This window comes from Kordiimonas pumila, assembly GCF_015240255.1.
GTDB lineage: Bacteria > Pseudomonadota > Alphaproteobacteria > Sphingomonadales > Kordiimonadaceae > Kordiimonas > Kordiimonas pumila.
The window spans coordinates 2,664,166-2,680,758 of sequence record NZ_CP061205.1 but is presented as its reverse complement, the minus strand read 5'-3'; the positions used below and the strand labels follow the sequence as shown (position 1 = coordinate 2,680,758).

At 46.8% G+C, this 16,593-nt stretch carries 16 protein-coding genes; 10 read left to right on the top strand and 6 right to left on the bottom strand.

The genetic code is table 11. The features are described 5' to 3' along the window. Nucleotides 1-2 precede the first annotated feature (2 nt). The 4 genes from aroC to ICL80_RS11740 form a co-directional block, all read right to left on the bottom strand. Nucleotides 3-1,076 carry a chorismate synthase gene (gene aroC, locus ICL80_RS11755; protein ID WP_194212495.1) on the bottom strand — a complete coding sequence of 358 codons (1,074 nt, stop codon included), beginning with the start codon at nucleotides 1,074-1,076 and terminating at the stop codon, nucleotides 3-5. 14 nt (nucleotides 1,077-1,090) lie between these two features. Next, nucleotides 1,091-1,906 (bottom strand): enoyl-ACP reductase FabI, encoded by an 816-nt coding sequence (locus tag ICL80_RS11750; protein ID WP_194212492.1) that lies wholly within the window; start codon nucleotides 1,904-1,906, stop codon nucleotides 1,091-1,093. A gap of 111 nt (nucleotides 1,907-2,017) precedes the next feature. Next, nucleotides 2,018-2,890 carry a YihY/virulence factor BrkB family protein gene (locus ICL80_RS11745; protein WP_194212490.1) on the bottom strand — a complete coding sequence of 291 codons (873 nt, stop codon included), beginning with the start codon at nucleotides 2,888-2,890 and terminating at the stop codon, nucleotides 2,018-2,020. 12 nt (nucleotides 2,891-2,902) lie between these two features. Further along, nucleotides 2,903-3,874, bottom strand: a complete 972-nt coding sequence (locus ICL80_RS11740) for a DnaJ C-terminal domain-containing protein (protein ID WP_194212488.1) — start codon at nucleotides 3,872-3,874, stop codon at nucleotides 2,903-2,905. 171 nt (nucleotides 3,875-4,045) lie between these two features. Here ICL80_RS11740 and pdxH point away from each other — a divergent pair, with 171 nt between their 5' ends. The 9 genes from pdxH to ICL80_RS11695 all read left to right on the top strand — a co-directional run bounded on the left by pdxH (nucleotide 4,046) and on the right by ICL80_RS11695 (nucleotide 13,610). Continuing rightward, nucleotides 4,046-4,645: a pyridoxamine 5'-phosphate oxidase gene (pdxH, locus tag ICL80_RS11735; RefSeq protein WP_228073457.1), complete on the top strand. Its 600-nt coding sequence runs from the start codon at nucleotides 4,046-4,048 to the stop codon at nucleotides 4,643-4,645. Nucleotides 4,646-4,804: 159 nt separating this feature from the next. After that, nucleotides 4,805-6,958, top strand: a complete 2,154-nt coding sequence (locus ICL80_RS11730) for a methyl-accepting chemotaxis protein (RefSeq protein WP_194212474.1) — start codon at nucleotides 4,805-4,807, stop codon at nucleotides 6,956-6,958. A gap of 142 nt (nucleotides 6,959-7,100) precedes the next feature. After that, on the top strand, nucleotides 7,101-8,540 hold the full coding sequence (locus ICL80_RS11725; protein WP_228073455.1) for a coniferyl aldehyde dehydrogenase: 1,440 nt from the start codon (nucleotides 7,101-7,103) through the stop codon (nucleotides 8,538-8,540). A 19-nt stretch (nucleotides 8,541-8,559) separates the two neighbouring features. Continuing rightward, nucleotides 8,560-9,711 (top strand): iron-containing alcohol dehydrogenase, encoded by a 1,152-nt coding sequence (locus ICL80_RS11720; protein ID WP_194212472.1) that lies wholly within the window; start codon nucleotides 8,560-8,562, stop codon nucleotides 9,709-9,711. Further along, nucleotides 9,711-10,151 (top strand): acyl-CoA thioesterase, encoded by a 441-nt coding sequence (locus ICL80_RS11715; protein WP_194212469.1) that lies wholly within the window; start codon nucleotides 9,711-9,713, stop codon nucleotides 10,149-10,151. The genes ICL80_RS11720 and ICL80_RS11715 overlap by 1 nt, the downstream gene beginning before the upstream one ends. Before the next feature lie 20 nt (nucleotides 10,152-10,171). Continuing rightward, nucleotides 10,172-10,978, top strand: a complete 807-nt coding sequence (locus ICL80_RS11710) for an SDR family NAD(P)-dependent oxidoreductase (protein ID WP_194212468.1) — start codon at nucleotides 10,172-10,174, stop codon at nucleotides 10,976-10,978. A gap of 10 nt (nucleotides 10,979-10,988) precedes the next feature. Continuing rightward, nucleotides 10,989-11,756 (top strand): glucose 1-dehydrogenase, encoded by a 768-nt coding sequence (locus ICL80_RS11705; protein ID WP_194212466.1) that lies wholly within the window; start codon nucleotides 10,989-10,991, stop codon nucleotides 11,754-11,756. Between the two features lie 3 nt (nucleotides 11,757-11,759). Continuing rightward, a complete protein-coding gene (locus tag ICL80_RS11700; protein ID WP_194212464.1) occupies nucleotides 11,760-12,839 on the top strand; it encodes a phosphotransferase family protein in 1,080 nt (359 codons plus the stop codon). 75 nt (nucleotides 12,840-12,914) lie between these two features. Further along, a complete protein-coding gene (locus ICL80_RS11695) occupies nucleotides 12,915-13,610 on the top strand; it encodes a methyltransferase domain-containing protein (protein ID WP_194212462.1) in 696 nt (231 codons plus the stop codon). Between the two features lie 16 nt (nucleotides 13,611-13,626). Here ICL80_RS11695 and ICL80_RS11690 read toward each other — a convergent pair whose 3' ends face one another. Together ICL80_RS11690 and ICL80_RS11685 are read right to left on the bottom strand one after the other, a co-directional pair. Then, nucleotides 13,627-14,490, bottom strand: coding sequence for an acyl-CoA thioesterase (locus ICL80_RS11690; protein ID WP_194212460.1), 864 nt, complete (start codon nucleotides 14,488-14,490; stop codon nucleotides 13,627-13,629). 8 nt (nucleotides 14,491-14,498) lie between these two features. Then, a complete protein-coding gene (locus tag ICL80_RS11685; protein ID WP_194212458.1) occupies nucleotides 14,499-15,275 on the bottom strand; it encodes a class II aldolase/adducin family protein in 777 nt (258 codons plus the stop codon). Nucleotides 15,276-15,422: 147 nt separating this feature from the next. On the opposite strand from ICL80_RS11685, the gene ICL80_RS11680 reads away from it, so the two are divergent. Continuing rightward, nucleotides 15,423-16,592, top strand: a complete 1,170-nt coding sequence (locus tag ICL80_RS11680; RefSeq protein WP_194212456.1) for an acyl-CoA dehydrogenase family protein — start codon at nucleotides 15,423-15,425, stop codon at nucleotides 16,590-16,592. Nucleotide 16,593 lies beyond the last annotated feature (1 nt).

Below are 16,593 nucleotides of genomic sequence, written 5' to 3'. Positions count from 1 at the left end.
GGTTAACCACACTGGGCTTTGTGCAGCATTTTATGGTCTGCGAGCACAAGGGCCATCATGGCTTCGGCAATGGGTACCGCGCGAATGCCAACACACGGATCGTGCCGGCCTTTGGTCATGATATCCACATTTTCGCCTTCGGCATTCATGCTTTTGCGCGGCGTTAAAATGCTGCTGGTGGGTTTTACGGCAAAGCGCACAACAACGGGTTGGCCGGTTGATATGCCGCCTAGTATGCCGCCTGCGTTATTCGATAGAAATTCTGGCTTGCCGTCTGGCCCTTTGCGCATTTCATCGGCGTTTTCCTCGCCCGTGAGGCAAGCGGCCTCAAAGCCCGCGCCAATTTCCACCCCTTTAACGGCATTAACGGTCATCATGGCGGCGGCTAGGTCACTGTCGAGCTTGCTATATATGGGTGCGCCCCAGCCTGCGGGAACGCCCTCGGCCACCACTTCAATGACGGCACCAATGCTGCTGCCGCTTTTGCGAATGGCGTCTAGTTCGGTTGCCCATGCTTCTGCGGTTACAGGGTCAGCACAGAAAAACGGGTTTTTCTTTACCTCAAGCCAGTCAAACCGACTGTAATCAATTTTATGAGCGCCCATTTGTACCATGCTGGCACGAATGGTAATGCCGTCCCCCAGTGTTTTGCGCGCCACAGCGCCAGCGGCTACGCGCGACGCGGTTTCCCGTGCGCTTGAGCGGCCACCACCGCGGTAATCGCGAATGCCGTATTTCGCCATATAGGTATAGTCAGCGTGACCGGGGCGGAAGCTTACGGCAATATCGCCGTAATCTTTTGAGCGCTGGTCCACATTCTCGATCATGAGCTGGATGGGGGTGCCGGTTGTTTTGCCTTCAAACACGCCAGACAGTATTTTAACCGTATCTGGTTCTTTGCGCTGTGTGGTGTATTTGCTGGTGCCGGGCTTACGCTCGTCCAAATACACTTGGATATCTGCTTCAGTGAGCGACAGGCGAGGCGGTACGCCGTCTACCGTACAGCCAAGGGCCGGGCCGTGGCTTTCACCCCATGTGGTGAAGCGGAACAGTTTTCCAAATGTATTATAGGACATAGTGTTTGCGTTTCCTAATCCAGAAGGCCGATATACTGCTTCATATGCTCTTCATTGTTGATCATGCAGGTGGTGTTAAAGCCTGCATCAACATAATGAATTTCACCTGTTACGCCAGATGACAGGTCAGACAGCAGGTAAAGACCAGAACCCGCTACATCATCCAGTGTGATGTTACGGCGCAGCGGTGCGTTTACCTCGTTATATTTCAAAAGCATGCGGAAATCCCCCACGCCAGAGGCTGCTAGTGTTTTCATCGGGCCTGCGGAAATAGCGTTCACACGAATACCTTTTTCGCCCAAGTCTTTTGCCATATAGCGCGTGCTGGCTTCAAGCGCAGCTTTTGCAACACCCATCACATTATAATGCGGGATCGCTTTATTAGCACCGTAATAGGTGAGGGTGATCATGCTACCGCCGGGGTTCATGATTTTCTCTAGACGCTGAGCAACAGCTACAAAACTGAAGGCAGAAATGTTCATGGTCATTAAGAAGTTGTCCATGCTGGTGTCAACATAGCGGCCGCGTAGCTCGTTTTTGTCAGAATAGCCAATGGCGTGAACAAAAAAGTCGATTGTATCCCATTTTGCTTTCAGTTTTTCATACATGGCATCAATGGAGGCTGGATCAGATACGTCACATTCTTCCACAAAATCAGAACCAACAGAGGCTGCGAGAGGGTCAACCCGTTTTTTCAGCGCATCACCCTGATACGTGAAAGCGATTTCCGCGCCTTGTTCAGCACAGGCTTTTGCAATGCCCCAAGCCATAGACCTATCATTGGCAACACCCATAATAAGTCCGCGTTTTCCTTGCATTAGTTTTGTCATAGTGGCCCCGTTTTTGTCGTTGAGCGATAACTGTTACACTGTTTTAAAAGTTGGCGCATCCTATAGCAAGTCTCGGGTACGTCAATCTGTCATATTTTCAGTGGTGCTATTTTAAGTTTTCTCATCTGTTTTAGTGATTTCTGCTTGCCGGGCTTCAGTATAGGCGGCATTGAGGGCGCCGCCCATCACAAAGCCAATCGCAACCATAAAGCAAAAAAGCTGAAGAATAACAACGCCTGCAAGCGAACCGTAGGTAACATCATAATTGCCTGCATATTTCAAATAGACAGACAGGCCTTTGGCAGTTGCGATCAAGACGGCAAGGCTTAAAAGCGTGCCGGGCAGGCGGTATGGCTTTTTAATGCGCCGGGGGGTGAGGGCAGCATAAACACTATAAAGGCCAAAAATAAGCAAAGCCGGGCTGATAAACAGATTTAAAAACTTCCAGATATTCTCGATATGCTCGGTATAAGATTCAGGAAACAGGCTTGCAAAGGCTTTTACAAGGGCAGGGCCAAGAACCAGCGTAGACATGGCTGCTATTACGGAAACACCGCCAATAACCACAACGCCGAGGCTTTCCAAGCGCCTGATCCACATGGCACGAGCATGCTCGCGGCCAAATGTTTTTATAAGCGCATTCCGGGATGCCTCAACGCCTGCCGCCGCTGTCCAGATCGCCAGCATGATCGAGCCGGTTAGAATTTCAGCGCCGGTGTTTTTAATAATGCCCTGAATAGGGCCGTCTATAACATTGGATACCTCTGGCGGTAGCAGCGAGAGCGCATAGGATATGGCTTCCAAGCCTTTATCTGTCTGGCCAAGGAAGCCAGATAAAGCAACCAGAAAAATAATAAAAGGAAACATGGAAAGCATGGCGAGGAATGCCATGTTACCTGCATCAGAAAAGGCGTCATTTCTCAGGAAAAGCACAAGTCCGCGCTGCCATATTTTGCCGTGGTGTAGGATTTTTTGCTTAAACATTGTCATAGGCGCTTAATTAAGTCCGGCTTTTTTCCTTATGGTATCCCCGCCTTTGGCTGGCCACTGTTTCATGAGCTTTTCAAGCTCTGGATCGCGGTCTTCCGGCAAAACAACCTTGAGGGTGACATACATATTGCCGTCTTCGGTATTTTTCTTTTTAACACCTTTACCTTTAAGGCGCAGGCGTTTACCAGATGAAGAGTTACGCGGAATACGGATTGTTAGCCTGCCGCTTGGGGTTGGCACCTGTATATCACCGCCGAGTACAGCTTCATCAAGCGAGATAGGAAGCTCAAGGTGAATATCATTACCTTCCCGGCGGTAATAGGGGTGTGGTGCCACACGTATTTCAATAAGGGCATCTCCTTTTGGGGAGCCACTAACACCGGGGCCGCCTTGGCCAGAAAGCCGGATAACCTGACCCGTGTGGATGCCTGCGGGTATTTTAATATCTACATTACGGGAATCGTTCAATTTCAGGCGGCGGGTGCTGCCTGTAATAGCTTCTTCAAAGCCAATGGTTATTTCATAGTTAATATCAAGGCCTTTGGGGCGAGCGGAGTTTGCATAGGGGTTTTGCGATTCTTGGTTCTTGCTACCCGGACCCCGGCTGTTAAAGCGGAAAAACTGTGAAAAAAGATCTTCGGCGTCTTCCATGCTGAAATCAGTTTGAGATGTCTGTGACCGAAATCCACCACCACCAAAGCCGCCGGGGCGCGCACCTCTGCCACCAAAGCCGCCAGCACCCATTGGCGGGCGCTCATTACCGTTTTCGTCCAGTTCGCCCCTGTCATATTTTTCGCGTTTTTCATCATCACCGAGAATATGATATGCGGCGGAAACTTCTTTGAAACGCTCTGCTGTTTTTTTATCGTCTTTGTTGTGATCAGGGTGATATTTTTTTGCAAGCGAGCGGTAAGCTGATTTTAGTTCAGCTTTCGTTGCAGTTTTATCAATGCCCAGTTTTTGATATAGATTTGTCATAAGTTTGCTTTGAACGACTATTGGATACTTGAAACGAGGTACCTGTTATATAAGAACTAATATCTGAATATAATATAGGAACAACCATCGATGGCACAATATTGTTCAGAAAACTATTAAGTAATTTTTATCACAAGCATTTTTATGTTTGCAAATAGGAGCGTCAAAGCAGTGACTTTAAAAACAGCGGCATTCAATATTCCTTTTCAGACAGTAGCGGAATGGTTGAAAGAAGCAGAAAAAACCGAGCCGAATGACCCAACCGCCATGGCCGTTGCAACCGTTGATGCAGACGGAGCCCCGAGTGTAAGAATGGTTTTACTGAAAGGCTGCGATGAAAACGGGCTTGTTTTTTACACAAACTTTGAAAGTCGTAAGGGGCGTGAATTGCTTCATACCCCGAAGGCAGCACTTTTGTTTCACTGGAAAAGCCTGCGGCGGCAGATTCGGGTGGAAGGCGCGATAGAGGTTGTGAGTGATGCAGAAGCTGATGCCTATTTTGCATCTCGCGCTAAAGCAAGCCAAATTGGTGCTTGGGCTTCTAAGCAGTCCCGCCCAATGGAGGGGCGGTTTGAGTTTGAAGCGGCGATTGCCAAATATACTGCCAAATTTGGTGCAGGCACTGTGCCACGACCTGACTACTGGTCAGGCTTTCGGCTTAAACCAACATATTTTGAGTTTTGGCGGGACCGGAAGTTTCGCCTTCATGAGCGCATGACTTATAGCCTGAATGATACAGGCTCATGGAATGTGTCAGAACTTTATCCTTAATTTTTTATTAATAAAATCAGGTGGATAGGATAAATATGTAAGAAAGTTGCAATGGAGTTGTCATAATTTGACCCTAAGGTAAGCACTAACCTTTTTGTAGCGTTTATGGTGCCTTTGCATAGGTGTTTCATGCAAAGTATCCTGAAAGGTAGTGTGCCTATGTCCGTTCGTCTTCGTATTATTTTTGGTTTTCTTGCGATTATTGCTATTTTGGGCGGTGTTAATATCACATCGGCTTTAAAACTGCGCAGTTTAACAAGCTCATCAGATCAGATTGTTAAAAAAACCGAAGTTGTCCGCCTTGTTAACAACTATACGACAAGCGTCTTGGCGCAGGCGCATTCGCTTCGGTCATTTGCATATTCAGGCCTTGATCTGGATAAGCAGCAGGTTGAACTAAGCCGTGAAAATGCATCGCTGTTGAAAGATCAGGTGGTTGAGGTGCTTATAGCGTCTGAAAATAAAGATCAGGCTGACAAGCTTACGGTGGCAGATGCTAAATTTGATGAAGTATTTACACGCATTGAAAACCGCCTTGGTAATGATAGCGATGCCTTGCAGGTTGTGCTTGTAGGGATTGGTAAACTAACGCAGTCCTCTGGTGCATTTACGGATGCGCTCCAAAAAATTGGTGGTGCTGCACACCATGATATTGGTAGTAAATTCCCGTCACTGGTAGAGCGTTTTACACAGTCAAGTATTGCTTATATAGCATCTGATAAACAATTGGATTTTAATGAAGCTATTGCTGCGGGGGAAGAAGTCGATGCGGCTATAGCGGCTGCAGGTGACTATTTTAAATCGCTTCCGCGCAAGGAAAGAACTGTTATTCGATATGTGCGCAGGGATGCAGATGTTATTAGACAAAGCTTGAGGCAGCGTAATGCTGTCTCTGTTGGGCTTAACGATGCAATGAATGAACTGGTTGTTGCAACCCGTGCCATTAATACACTTACTGACACGATAAGGCACCATACACGCAGCAGCCAGACTGACGCTTTATCACAGATGAATGGGAATGTTTCAGATACTATATCGTCCAGCTTTACCGGGCTGGCTATAGGCGGCATTCTTGCTATCATTCTTGCTTATATTATTGGTGTATCTATTGCGAAACCCCTTGCCCGCATCACGCAGTCCGTGGCGCAGCTTGCAAGTGGTGATAAGGATGTGATTATTCCCTACAGCGCAAGGCGAGATGAAATTGGCAAGCTGGCTTCAGCCGCCAATGTTTTTAAAGATAAAGCTTTTGAGCTTGAGATGCTGGCGCAAGAAAAGCTCAAGGCGGAACTGGAAGCTGCAGAAGCATTGCGGCACCGGGATGCAGAGCAGGCTGCTATTATAGAACAAAAGCGAAATGAAGAAATTGCGAACAGAGCGGCCCGGCGTGAAATTCGCCGCCGACAGCGTCTTGCTATGGCAGATGAGTTTGAACAAAGAGTTTCGGGGATTGTGCAGGCTGTTATGAGTGCAGCAAAGGAAGTGGGACAAGCTTCACGCTCTCTTGTTGCGAATACGGAGCAAACACAGTTTCAGGTTAAAAATACATATTCGACTACAACAGAGGCAACATCCAGCGTGAGCGCTGTCGCAGAATCGACAGAAGAACTCGCTGTTTCATTTGAATCTGTAAGTGACGAACTGTCAGTAAGTGCTACTGTGGCGGGAGATGCTGCTAAGGAAGCTGTGAAAACCACGGAAACTGTTGCTAGTCTTAATCAGGCGGCGCTGCAAATTGGCGAAATTGTAAAACTTATTAATGATATAGCAGAACAAACCAATCTGCTTGCTCTTAATGCAACGATTGAAGCAGCGAGAGCCGGGGATGCCGGTCGTGGTTTTGCGGTTGTTGCCTCTGAGGTAAAAAACCTTGCTGCACAATCAAGTAAAGCTACCGCGCAGATTGCAGGCTATGTTGACAAAATTCAGAATGTTTCTTCTGATGCTGGTAAGGCCATATCAAATATTAGCGCTATAATTACAAAAATGAATTCAGTTACGCAGTCGGTAGTTGCCGCCGTTAACCAGCAATCCTCAGCAACACAGGATATAGCAGCTAACATTCAACAGCTTGCAAGTGGTACAGAAATTATGCGGGAAAGTGTTGGTATAATGGGTGGTGCAGCAGAGGAAACACAGACTATGGCTGTGGGCCTGAAAGGATATGCTGATAGTCTAATGACCGAAGCAGAGGCCCTTGGGTCACAACTTGGTAGGTTTCTTGATGAAATTCGTAGTGATCGAGAAGACAGCACTCAAGAAGAGGACGGCCTGATAAAATATGAGAATGTTATTAGGTTAAAAACCGCATAATGAGTGCTGTAAGCCTATCTTTTTCTCTAGATATTTCCCCTGTTTTTTGACGATACCGTATCCCGGTCTATTATCTAGTAGGGTATACTTCCGGTTCTGGGCGCCCAAGCCTTAAGAATACAGAGTTATCAAGGGATGAGGAATGATGGATGAAGCGTCAGCGCAGGCTATACAAGTAATATTTGATAAACAAAAACACGCGTACCTGAAAGAAGGTGCCGTGAGCGCGGCTGTTAGAAAAGACAGACTGAAACGCGCTTTAAAATGCCTGATGGACTATAAAGAAGAGTATATCAGCCTGATTTCAGAAGATTTTGGTAACAGATCAGCGGATACCACGCTGTTTGCTGATATTGTGGCCAGCTGTAGTGCCCTTAAAGGCGCCATCAAGCATGTTGATAGCTGGATGAAACCATCTAAACGATCTTTGCAATTTCCGCTCGGGTTGCTGGGGGCTAAAGCTGAAGTTGTGCCGCAGCCAAAAGGGGTAGTTGGCCTTATTACGCCTTGGAACTTTCCGCTCACAATGGTGTTTGTGCCGCTTGCACAGATGCTTGCGGCAGGCAACAGGGTTATGATCAAGCCGTCAGAAGCTATTCCCAGAACGGCAGCTTTCCTGAAGGATGTATTTTCCAGGCATTTTGATGAAACTGAAGTTTATGTAGTAACAGGAGGTGTGGATACAAGCGAAGCATTTGCTCGCCAGCCATGGGACCATCTTATGTTCACTGGCGCTCCAGCTATTGGGAAGCTTGTTATGCGTGCAGCAAGTGAAAACCTAACGCCTGTTACCTTAGAACTTGGCGGGAAAAGCCCTGTTATTGTTGGCAAGTCTGCTGACTTGCACATGGTGGCTGAACGTGTTGCCACCATGAAACATTTGAATGCCGGGCAAATTTGCCTTGCCCCAGACTATTTGGCTATTGATGCCGGCAGGCAGGATGCTTTTGTGGCAGAATATACTAAGCAGGTACATAAGATGTACCCAAGAATGCTTTCAAACGATCAATATACATCAATCATTAGTAGCAGACACTATGATAGACTTGCTGGCTATATAGAGGATGCACGGGCAAAAGGCGCTGACGTGAGGATGATTAACCCGGCGTTAGAAGATTTTGAAGGGCAAAACAAATCGAACAAAATGCCGTCTGTGCTTGTTCTAAATCCAAGTGATGACATGAAGGTGATGCAGGAAGAGATTTTTGGGCCTATTCTTCCCGTGCGCACTTATGAAAAAGTTGAGGATGTGGTTGATTATATAAATGCGCGACCCCGTCCGCTGGCACTATATTATTTTGGGCATGATACTAAGGAGCAGAATACTATTCTGTCACGAACAACATCAGGTGGTGTGACTGTGAATGATGTTTTATGGCATGGGGCCCATGAAAGCCTGCCTTTCGGGGGCGTTGGTAATAGTGGGATGGGACACTATCATGGCTATGAAGGTTTTTTAGAATTTAGCCACCAAAAGTCTGTTCTAAGGCACCCAAAGCTAAGCATTGGCAAGCTTTTAGGCGTTGTTCCGCCTTATACGGACACGCTTCGTAAAAATATTAAAAGGCAAATAGGAAGCTAGGAAACTTTAGGGGAAAATAATGACTGGTTTTGGTTTTCTAAGTGTTGGATCACTTGTGGTTGAAGACGGTGCATCGGCGCGTATTGCCGAGATTGTAAGACAACGGTTTGTCATGCAGAAAGTTTTGCTAGTGACCGATGTGGGCCTCGTAAAGCTGGGTTTGGTAAAGCCTGTTGCTGCTGCATTGGAAGAAAAAGGCGTATCTGTTACTATATTTGATCAGGTTGAGGCAGACCCTAGTGAGATGATTGTTCAGCAAGCAATAACAGCGGCTAAAAGCTGTGCGGCTGATGTTATTATTGGTTTTGGTGGGGGAAGTTCACTTGATGTGGCAAAGCTGGTTGCCGTTTTGGCGCAGTCTGATCAAGACCTTGCTGATATATACGGGCTGGATAAAGTGCAGGCCCGTAAGGTGCCGCTTGTTCAAATCCCTACAACAGCGGGCACCGGGTCTGAGGTTACACCCATTTCTATTATAACGACTGCAAACGACACCAAAATGGGGGTCGTTGATAGGCATTTGTTAGCTGATATTGCTATTCTTGATGCGACTTTAACGACAGGCCTTCCCGCATCGATTACAGCAGCAACCGGCATTGATGCTATGGTTCATGCCATTGAGGCCTATACATCTGCCATTAAGAAAAACCCTATGTCTGATGCGCTTGCTTGTGGTGCCTTAAAGCTGTTGGGGGATAATATTGTACTGGCTTGCAAGGATGGCTCAAACCTTACCGCACGGCGCGCCATGTTAACGGGTGCCATGATGGCGGGCGTGGCTTTTACAAATGCCCCGGTTGGTGCTGTGCATGCCCTTGCATACCCGCTGGGCGGCAGGTTCCACATTCCACATGGGTTATCAAACGCGCTGGTTTTGCCGCATGTTTTACGGTTTAACGCCCTTGAAGCGGGCGATATGTATGCAGAGCTTTCAACTGTAATTGGGCTTTCTGGAAATACGAACGAGACAAAAACAGCGGCATTCATTGACTGGCTGGAGAGTATTGCAGACACCGTTGGTATTGAAAGGCAACTAAGGCAGATGCGTATTCAAGAAACAGATGTTGAAGGGCTGGCAGCTGATGCGATGCGGCAAACCCGGTTGCTTGTGAATAACCCACGAGAAGTAACACTGGCTGATGCACGGGCTATTTATGAGGCAGCATGGTAATGGGCGCGGCACAAAAACGACTATTATCAAGCTATCGTCACAGTGCAGAAATTCAGACGCGCTGGATGGATAATGACATTTACGGGCATGTCAATAATGTTGTGTATTATAGTTATTTTGATACGGCGGTTAACCGTTTTTTGATAGAAGGCGGTGTGCTTGATATTCATGAAGGCAAGGTTATCGGCCTTGTGGTTGAAACGGGCTGTCAATATTTTGCACCTGTTGAGTTCCCTAAAAAAATTCAGGCTGGCATTGGTGTTTCTCGCATAGGGAACTCAAGTGTGCGTTATGAGATTGGCCTTTTTGCAGAAGGGCAAAACGAGCCTGTAGCACAAGGTTTTTTTATTCATGTTTATGTGGACAAAGTGACACGTCGCCCCACTTCATTACCAGATGAGTTTCGCAGGCTTCTGGAAACCATAGAACTTGCATGGTGATACTGACTGGGGAGAGATCAGTGGACGTTAAAGATAAAATAATTGTGGTAACAGGTGCGGCCAGCGGTATTGGTACAGCGCTTTCAGAAATGTTTGTGGCGTCTGGCGCAAAGGCTATTGCTGTAGCCGACATTGATTTTGATGGAGCGCAAGCTGTTGCCCGGCGTATTGGCGACAAAGCAAAGGCCTATAAGCTTGATGTAACAGATGAAAAAGCTGTGCAAGGTATGGTGGGTGACTTTGAGGCAGCTTACGGTGATATTGATCTATATTGCTCTAATGCTGGTATTTTATTTACGGATGGACCTGACTGGACAACGATCAGCCAGACTAATGAGCAGTGGCAGAAGATATGGCAGGTTAATGTCTTTTCCCATGTGCTAGCATGCCGTGCTGTTCTCCCTAAAATGGTAGAGCGCAAAAGCGGCGGCTTTTTAATTACCGCGTCTGCCGCCGGCCTTCTAAGCCAGATTGGTGATACTTCTTATTCCACCACAAAACATGCAGCGGTTGGTTTTGCGGAAAGTCTGGCAATTACCCACGGGGATGATGGTATTTATGTTGGCTGTGTGTGCCCTCAAGCGGTGAAGTCAAAAATGACGGCTGGGGCAGGCGGCAAAAGCTCTGCCGCGGTAGACGGTGTTATGGAAGCAGATGAATTTGCCAGCCGCGTTCTTGCGCAAATGAGGGAAGGGCGGTTTATGATTAGACCCCACGCTTCTGTGGAACAGTATTTCCAGAATAAAGCTATGGATTATGACCGCTGGGTTGCGGGAATGCGTAAGTTACGTCGCATACAAATGGAAACCACAGGGCAGCCTATTTAGGAGTAAAAACATGGATTATACAAAATTACTGGATTTCACGGGGAAGGTTGTTTTTGTATCTGGCTCTTCCCGCGGTATTGGGGAAGCAATTGTACGGGCGTTTGCTGCAAACGGCGCCAGAGTTATTGTTTCATCGCGAGATCAGGAAGCCTGTGAAAAGGTTGCAGAAAGTATTCGAAACGATGGCGGTGATGCTGTAGCTAAAGCCGCCCACGCGGGCAAGATGCAAGATGTAACGGCTATATTTGAATGGATTAAAGCTGAATTTGGTAGTCTTGATGTGCTTGTTAACTGCGGCGGTACCAACCCTTTTTATGGGTTAGCGGGTGAAACGCCAGAGGCTGCCTTTGATAAAACAATTGATGTAAACCTTAAGGGGCCTTTTTACCTTTCGGCAGAAGCTGTGAAGCTTATGAAAGAGGCAGGTAAGGGGGCAATTGTGAATGTAGCCTCCATTGATGGAATCAGGCCCGGAAAACTTAGGGCAATATACTCTATGACAAAAGCCGCGCTTATCATGATGACAAAAGCATATGCACAGGAATATGGCCACAGCGGAATACGCGTTAATGCTATTTGTCCCGGGCTTGTGGAAACAAAAATGACCAAGGTGTTTACGGCTGATGAAAAGCAATTAAAAAGGATGACAGATACATTTCCTGTTCAGCGCTCAGGCCAGCCTCAAGATATGGTTGGCGGCGTGCTGTATCTGGCTTCAGATGCTGCAGACTATACAACCGGCACAACACTGGTTATGGACGGCGGCGTTACAATATAGGGGATGGTGGTGAGCGAAGAACTGAACAAAACGGTTAAGGTCCGTGAAGGTGAAGAACTTGATGCGAAGCAGATTGATACAATTCTAAAGGATCGTATCAGCGGGCTGGTGGGGACACCGGTTATTCGGCAGTTTGCTAGCGGTCATTCAAACCTTACATATTCCATTCAGTATAATGACCGTAATCTGGTGCTGCGCCGCCCACCCTTTGGCACGCGGCCAAAGTCTGGTCACAGCATGATCAGGGAATACCGGGTAATGAATGCGATTAAGCCTGCATTTCCCGCTGTGCCACACACCTATTTTCATATGACAGACGAAGAAAGCCCGCTTGGTGCAGAGTTCTATGTGATGGAGCAGGTAGAAGGCCGCAAGCTTGAGCGTGATATTCCCGCTGACTGGCACTTTGGTGCGGAAGAAGGCCGTAAATTGTGCCTATCCTTTTTTAACCGATTGATAGACCTGCATAAAGTTGATTTTAAAGCTATCGGGCTTGATGATTTTGGTAAGCCGGAGGGTTATGTTGAACGGCAGATTCTTGGCTGGAATAGCCGGTATGAACGTGCCGTAACCGACGATGTTGAGAGTTTTGAAGATGTGCGGAAATGGCTCGTTGAAAAGATGCCTTCTGGAGAGGTGGGGCATTCTATTTTACACGGTGATTACAGGTTGGACAATGTTATTTTATGTGAAAACAACCCCTTTGAAATAAAGGCTATTCTGGATTGGGAAATAAGCGCGCTTGGTGACCCCTTGATGGACCTAGGAAATACGCTGGCTTACTGGTCGCAGGACGGTGACCCGGAGGAGCTTATCAATATGCGTATGCAGCCATGCAATGCACCGGGTATGCTGCGGCGCGAGGAAATATGTGAGCTTTATGAAAAAGCGACAGGATATGACCTTAAAGGCTTTGCTTACTACCATGTTTACGGCGTTTTCCGGTTAGCCGTTATATTACAGCAAATCTATTACCGCTATTATCACGGGCAGACTAAAAACCCTGCCTTTGCAGCTTTTGGTAAACGAACCAATTTACTGGGTAATTATGCCCGTAGCCTAATTGAAAAATCAGATATCTAATTATTTTTCATAAAAATGTTCAATTGTCTGGATTTGTTTATAAAGTGCTAACGAACTATCCTGTACAAAGGGTGTATGACAGAACGTATCGCCTTTTCGCTAGCCCTTGACTTGCTCTTTAATGGGCAGGATATGGATTATTGCGAGCGCCCGATTAGCCTTTCAGTTTTTGAAACAATGGCTATGTTTCAGGATTTGAAAGAGCGATCCCAAATCGGGGTTATTGGCCCCGGTGGTGGCAGGCTTTTGAAAACGCTTCTTGAACGTGGCCATATTGTTGATGCCTATGAAGGGCGCGATGAGTGCACCAATCATATAAGGAAGCATTTCGGCGATATTGGTTCGCTTAAAATTTTGCCGGTAAGCCATTTGAATGAGCCAATAAGGCGCAGTAAAATGAGTTATTCAGCTTTGTTTTGTATGGATGACTTAAGAGCGTTCCGCGAACGGCAAGAATGGACTGCAGAAGTGCAGAGCATTATAAAACCGGGTGGGTATTTTGTATATTCCCAAGTTTCAAACAAGTTGCCTAAAAAAAGGAACACCCTTAGTAAATATTTTGAACATGTTGGTAATTATAATGTTTCGGAAGAAACAGCCCAGATGATCAGGGATAGCTATTTCAGTCTTGATGAGTGGGAACCCCAACACGATGAAAAGAAAATGGCCATGAAGACGCTTGATATGATTGAAGTGGCCTCTAACCTGCGCCGTAGTATTCGTAGTGGTGTTGAAATTCGCTATATGGTTTGGCGCAGGAATAAGACCTGAAGCGTCTTGTTAGGGTTTATTTTTTCAGCCTAAGCAGACACTCTTGTGATGTTGAAGCTAAAAGGGTGCCATTGGCCGCATAAAGCGCCCCACGAGCAAGCCCGCGCCCATGGCCAGACCAGTATCCTTCTGTTTGGTAATAAATCCACTCATCAACTCTGAAATTATCTTCATGGTACCACATGGTGTGGTCAAGACTTGCAACCGTTTTAAGCTTTGGGTCTAGCGGTGTCATGGCGTGAGGGCGAAGGCTACTGCTCAAGAATGCAAAGTCAGAGATATAAGCAAGTAACTGCGAGTGTAAATTTTGGTCGTCGCCTATTTTTTCTTTTAAGCGGAACCAGTAGCCCCCTGTGACCGGGTCTTTTGGCATGGGGTTGATAGGGTCTAGCCTGTCAATCGATCGCATTTCAAAGGGCATATACAGGTTTACTGGCGCTGTTTTGGTATAGGCCTCGAATAGTTTAGCATTATAGGCTTCGTCGTCATCGAGGTCTTCAGGTTTGGGCACCGATTTGGACATGTTGATCTGGTGAGAAAGGCCTTCTTCGCCGCTATGGTAGGATATGGCAATATTGAAAATGGCTTCACCGTTTTGAATGGCGACCACCCGGCGTGTTACAAAACTGCGGCCATCCCTAATGGGGTCAACATCGTAAATGATAGCCTGACCGGAAATGCCGGGGCGCAAAAAATAACAGTGCAGTGAATGGATTTTAAAGCTGGGGTCAACAGTGTGGTTAGCTGCTTCCATAGCCTGTGCCACAACATGCCCGCCAAATACATGGCTATTTGGCCATTCATTTGGGTGCCCACGAAAAAGGAGCGTGTCCAAGCGCTCCAGTTTCATTTTGGTAATTAGATTTTGTAGATAACTCATATACACCTTCAAAAGCGAAAACTGGAGTCTAGCCTGTCCATTTTACGCAGTAAAGCAGGCCAGACAAGGTTGTCGGCACCTTTAGCGCCTGCAACTACTCTAAGATCTCTAACGGCGTTGTCGACACTTTCTTTACTTGGCTGATAAAGTTTTTGCCCTGTTGACTGGCTTAATATCTGAATTCGGCAAGCTTTTTCAAGAAAGTACATTAACTCGAAAGCCTGCGGTATTGTAGATGCGGCTGTTAGGGTACCGTGATTGCGCAGAATTAAAGCATTTTTGCTTCCTATATCAGCTACAAGGCGCTGCTTTTCACCGTCATTGACAGCAAAGCCCTCATAGTCGTGGTAGGCAACAACAAGCCACGGCGGAATGGCTGACTGGCACATAGGTAAAAGGCCGTCTGCTTGATTGGAAACGGCAATACCATAATCCGTGTGCAGATGAATTATACAGTGCGCATCATCTCTTGCCTGATGGATAGCGCTGTGAATAACAAACCCAGCAGCATTTGGAAAGAGCGGTGTATCCATAAGTTTTTGGCCGTTTGTATCAACCTTTAACAAGGCAGAAGCTGTCATCTCTTCAAACATCACGCCAAGGGGGTTTATTAAAAACTGGTCTTCTGTGCCAGGTACGCGGGCTGATAGGTGTGTGTAAATAAGGTCATCCCAGCCAAAGTATGCACAGAGGCGGTATGCTGCGGCCAAATTTATCCGCGCTTCCCATTCTATATCCGAGACCTGATCTTTCAGTGATGGTATGTCTATTTTCCCCGTTTCCATTGCTTTCCCCTTTCGCTATTCAACATTTTCATAATCGCCATAATATTGGGCGAAACGTAAAAAATATACTTTCTATTCTTGACTTAGGGCGCTTGCGGACGATTTCACTCCTACAAGATAAAATCTTATAGGAATTGTGGATAAAATATGAGCGACTTGGAAAAATTCCGTAGTGAAACACGAGTATGGCTTGCAGAAAACTGCCCATCCTTGATGCGTACACCAATTCAGAATGATGCAGATACTTGCTGGGGCGGTAGAAAATTTGTTTTTCAGTCGGATGACCAAAAGCTGTGGTTAGAGCGTATGGGCGCAAAAGGCTGGACTGTTCCCACATGGCCAAAGGAATACGGCGGCGGCGGCCTAACAAAAGCTGAAGCTAAAGTTCTCTCGGAAGAAATGCAGCGTATTGGTGCCCGCTCACCACTCTCAAGTTTTGGTATATGGATGCTAGGGCCAGCATTGCTTGAATTTGGTACGGAAGAACAAAAGCTTGAGCATCTCCCGAAAATTGCGCGCGGGGAAATTCGCTGGTGCCAAGGCTATTCAGAACCAAACGCCGGGTCAGACCTTGCAAGTTTGGCGACAAAAGCTGAAGACAAGGGCGATCATTACTGTGTAACGGGCCAGAAAATATGGACCAGTTATGCAGATAAGGCAGATTGGATTTTTTGTCTGGTACGCACAGATTTTTCTGTCAGCAAGCATTTGGGCGTAAGCTTTGTCTTGTTTGACATGGAAAGCAAAGGCGTTTCTACCCGACCCATTACTTTGATCTCTGGTAATTCACCGTTCTGCGAAACCTTTTTCGATAGTGTGATGGTGCCCAAAGAAAACCGGGTGGGTGCAGAGGGTGCCGGCTGGACGATCGCTAAATACTTACTCACCCATGAACGTGCCTCTATTAGCGATATGTTTGGCACCGTATCCTTGAGTGACCTTGCTGTCGAAAAACGCGGCGTTGAAGGTGGTAGGCTTAAGGACGGCATGCTCAGGCACCAAATTGCCGAGCATGAAATAGACCGCGCTGCATTTCTTATAACGCTTGAGCGAGCCGCTGATGAAGCAAAAGCAGGCGCAAGTCTGGGCGCCTTTTCTTCTATGCTCAAATATTATGGAACAGAGCTAAATAAAGATAGAAACGAGCTGGTTTTAAAAGCTGCTGGCTCTGATGCGTTCGAGTGGGAAGGGCAGTTTTCCAACAATGGTGAACTGGCAAAAAGCTGGTTGCGCAGTAAAGGCAATTCTATTGAAGGCGGTACGTCAGAAGTGCAATTGAACATTATTTCCAAGCGTATTTTGGACCTGCCAGCTTAAG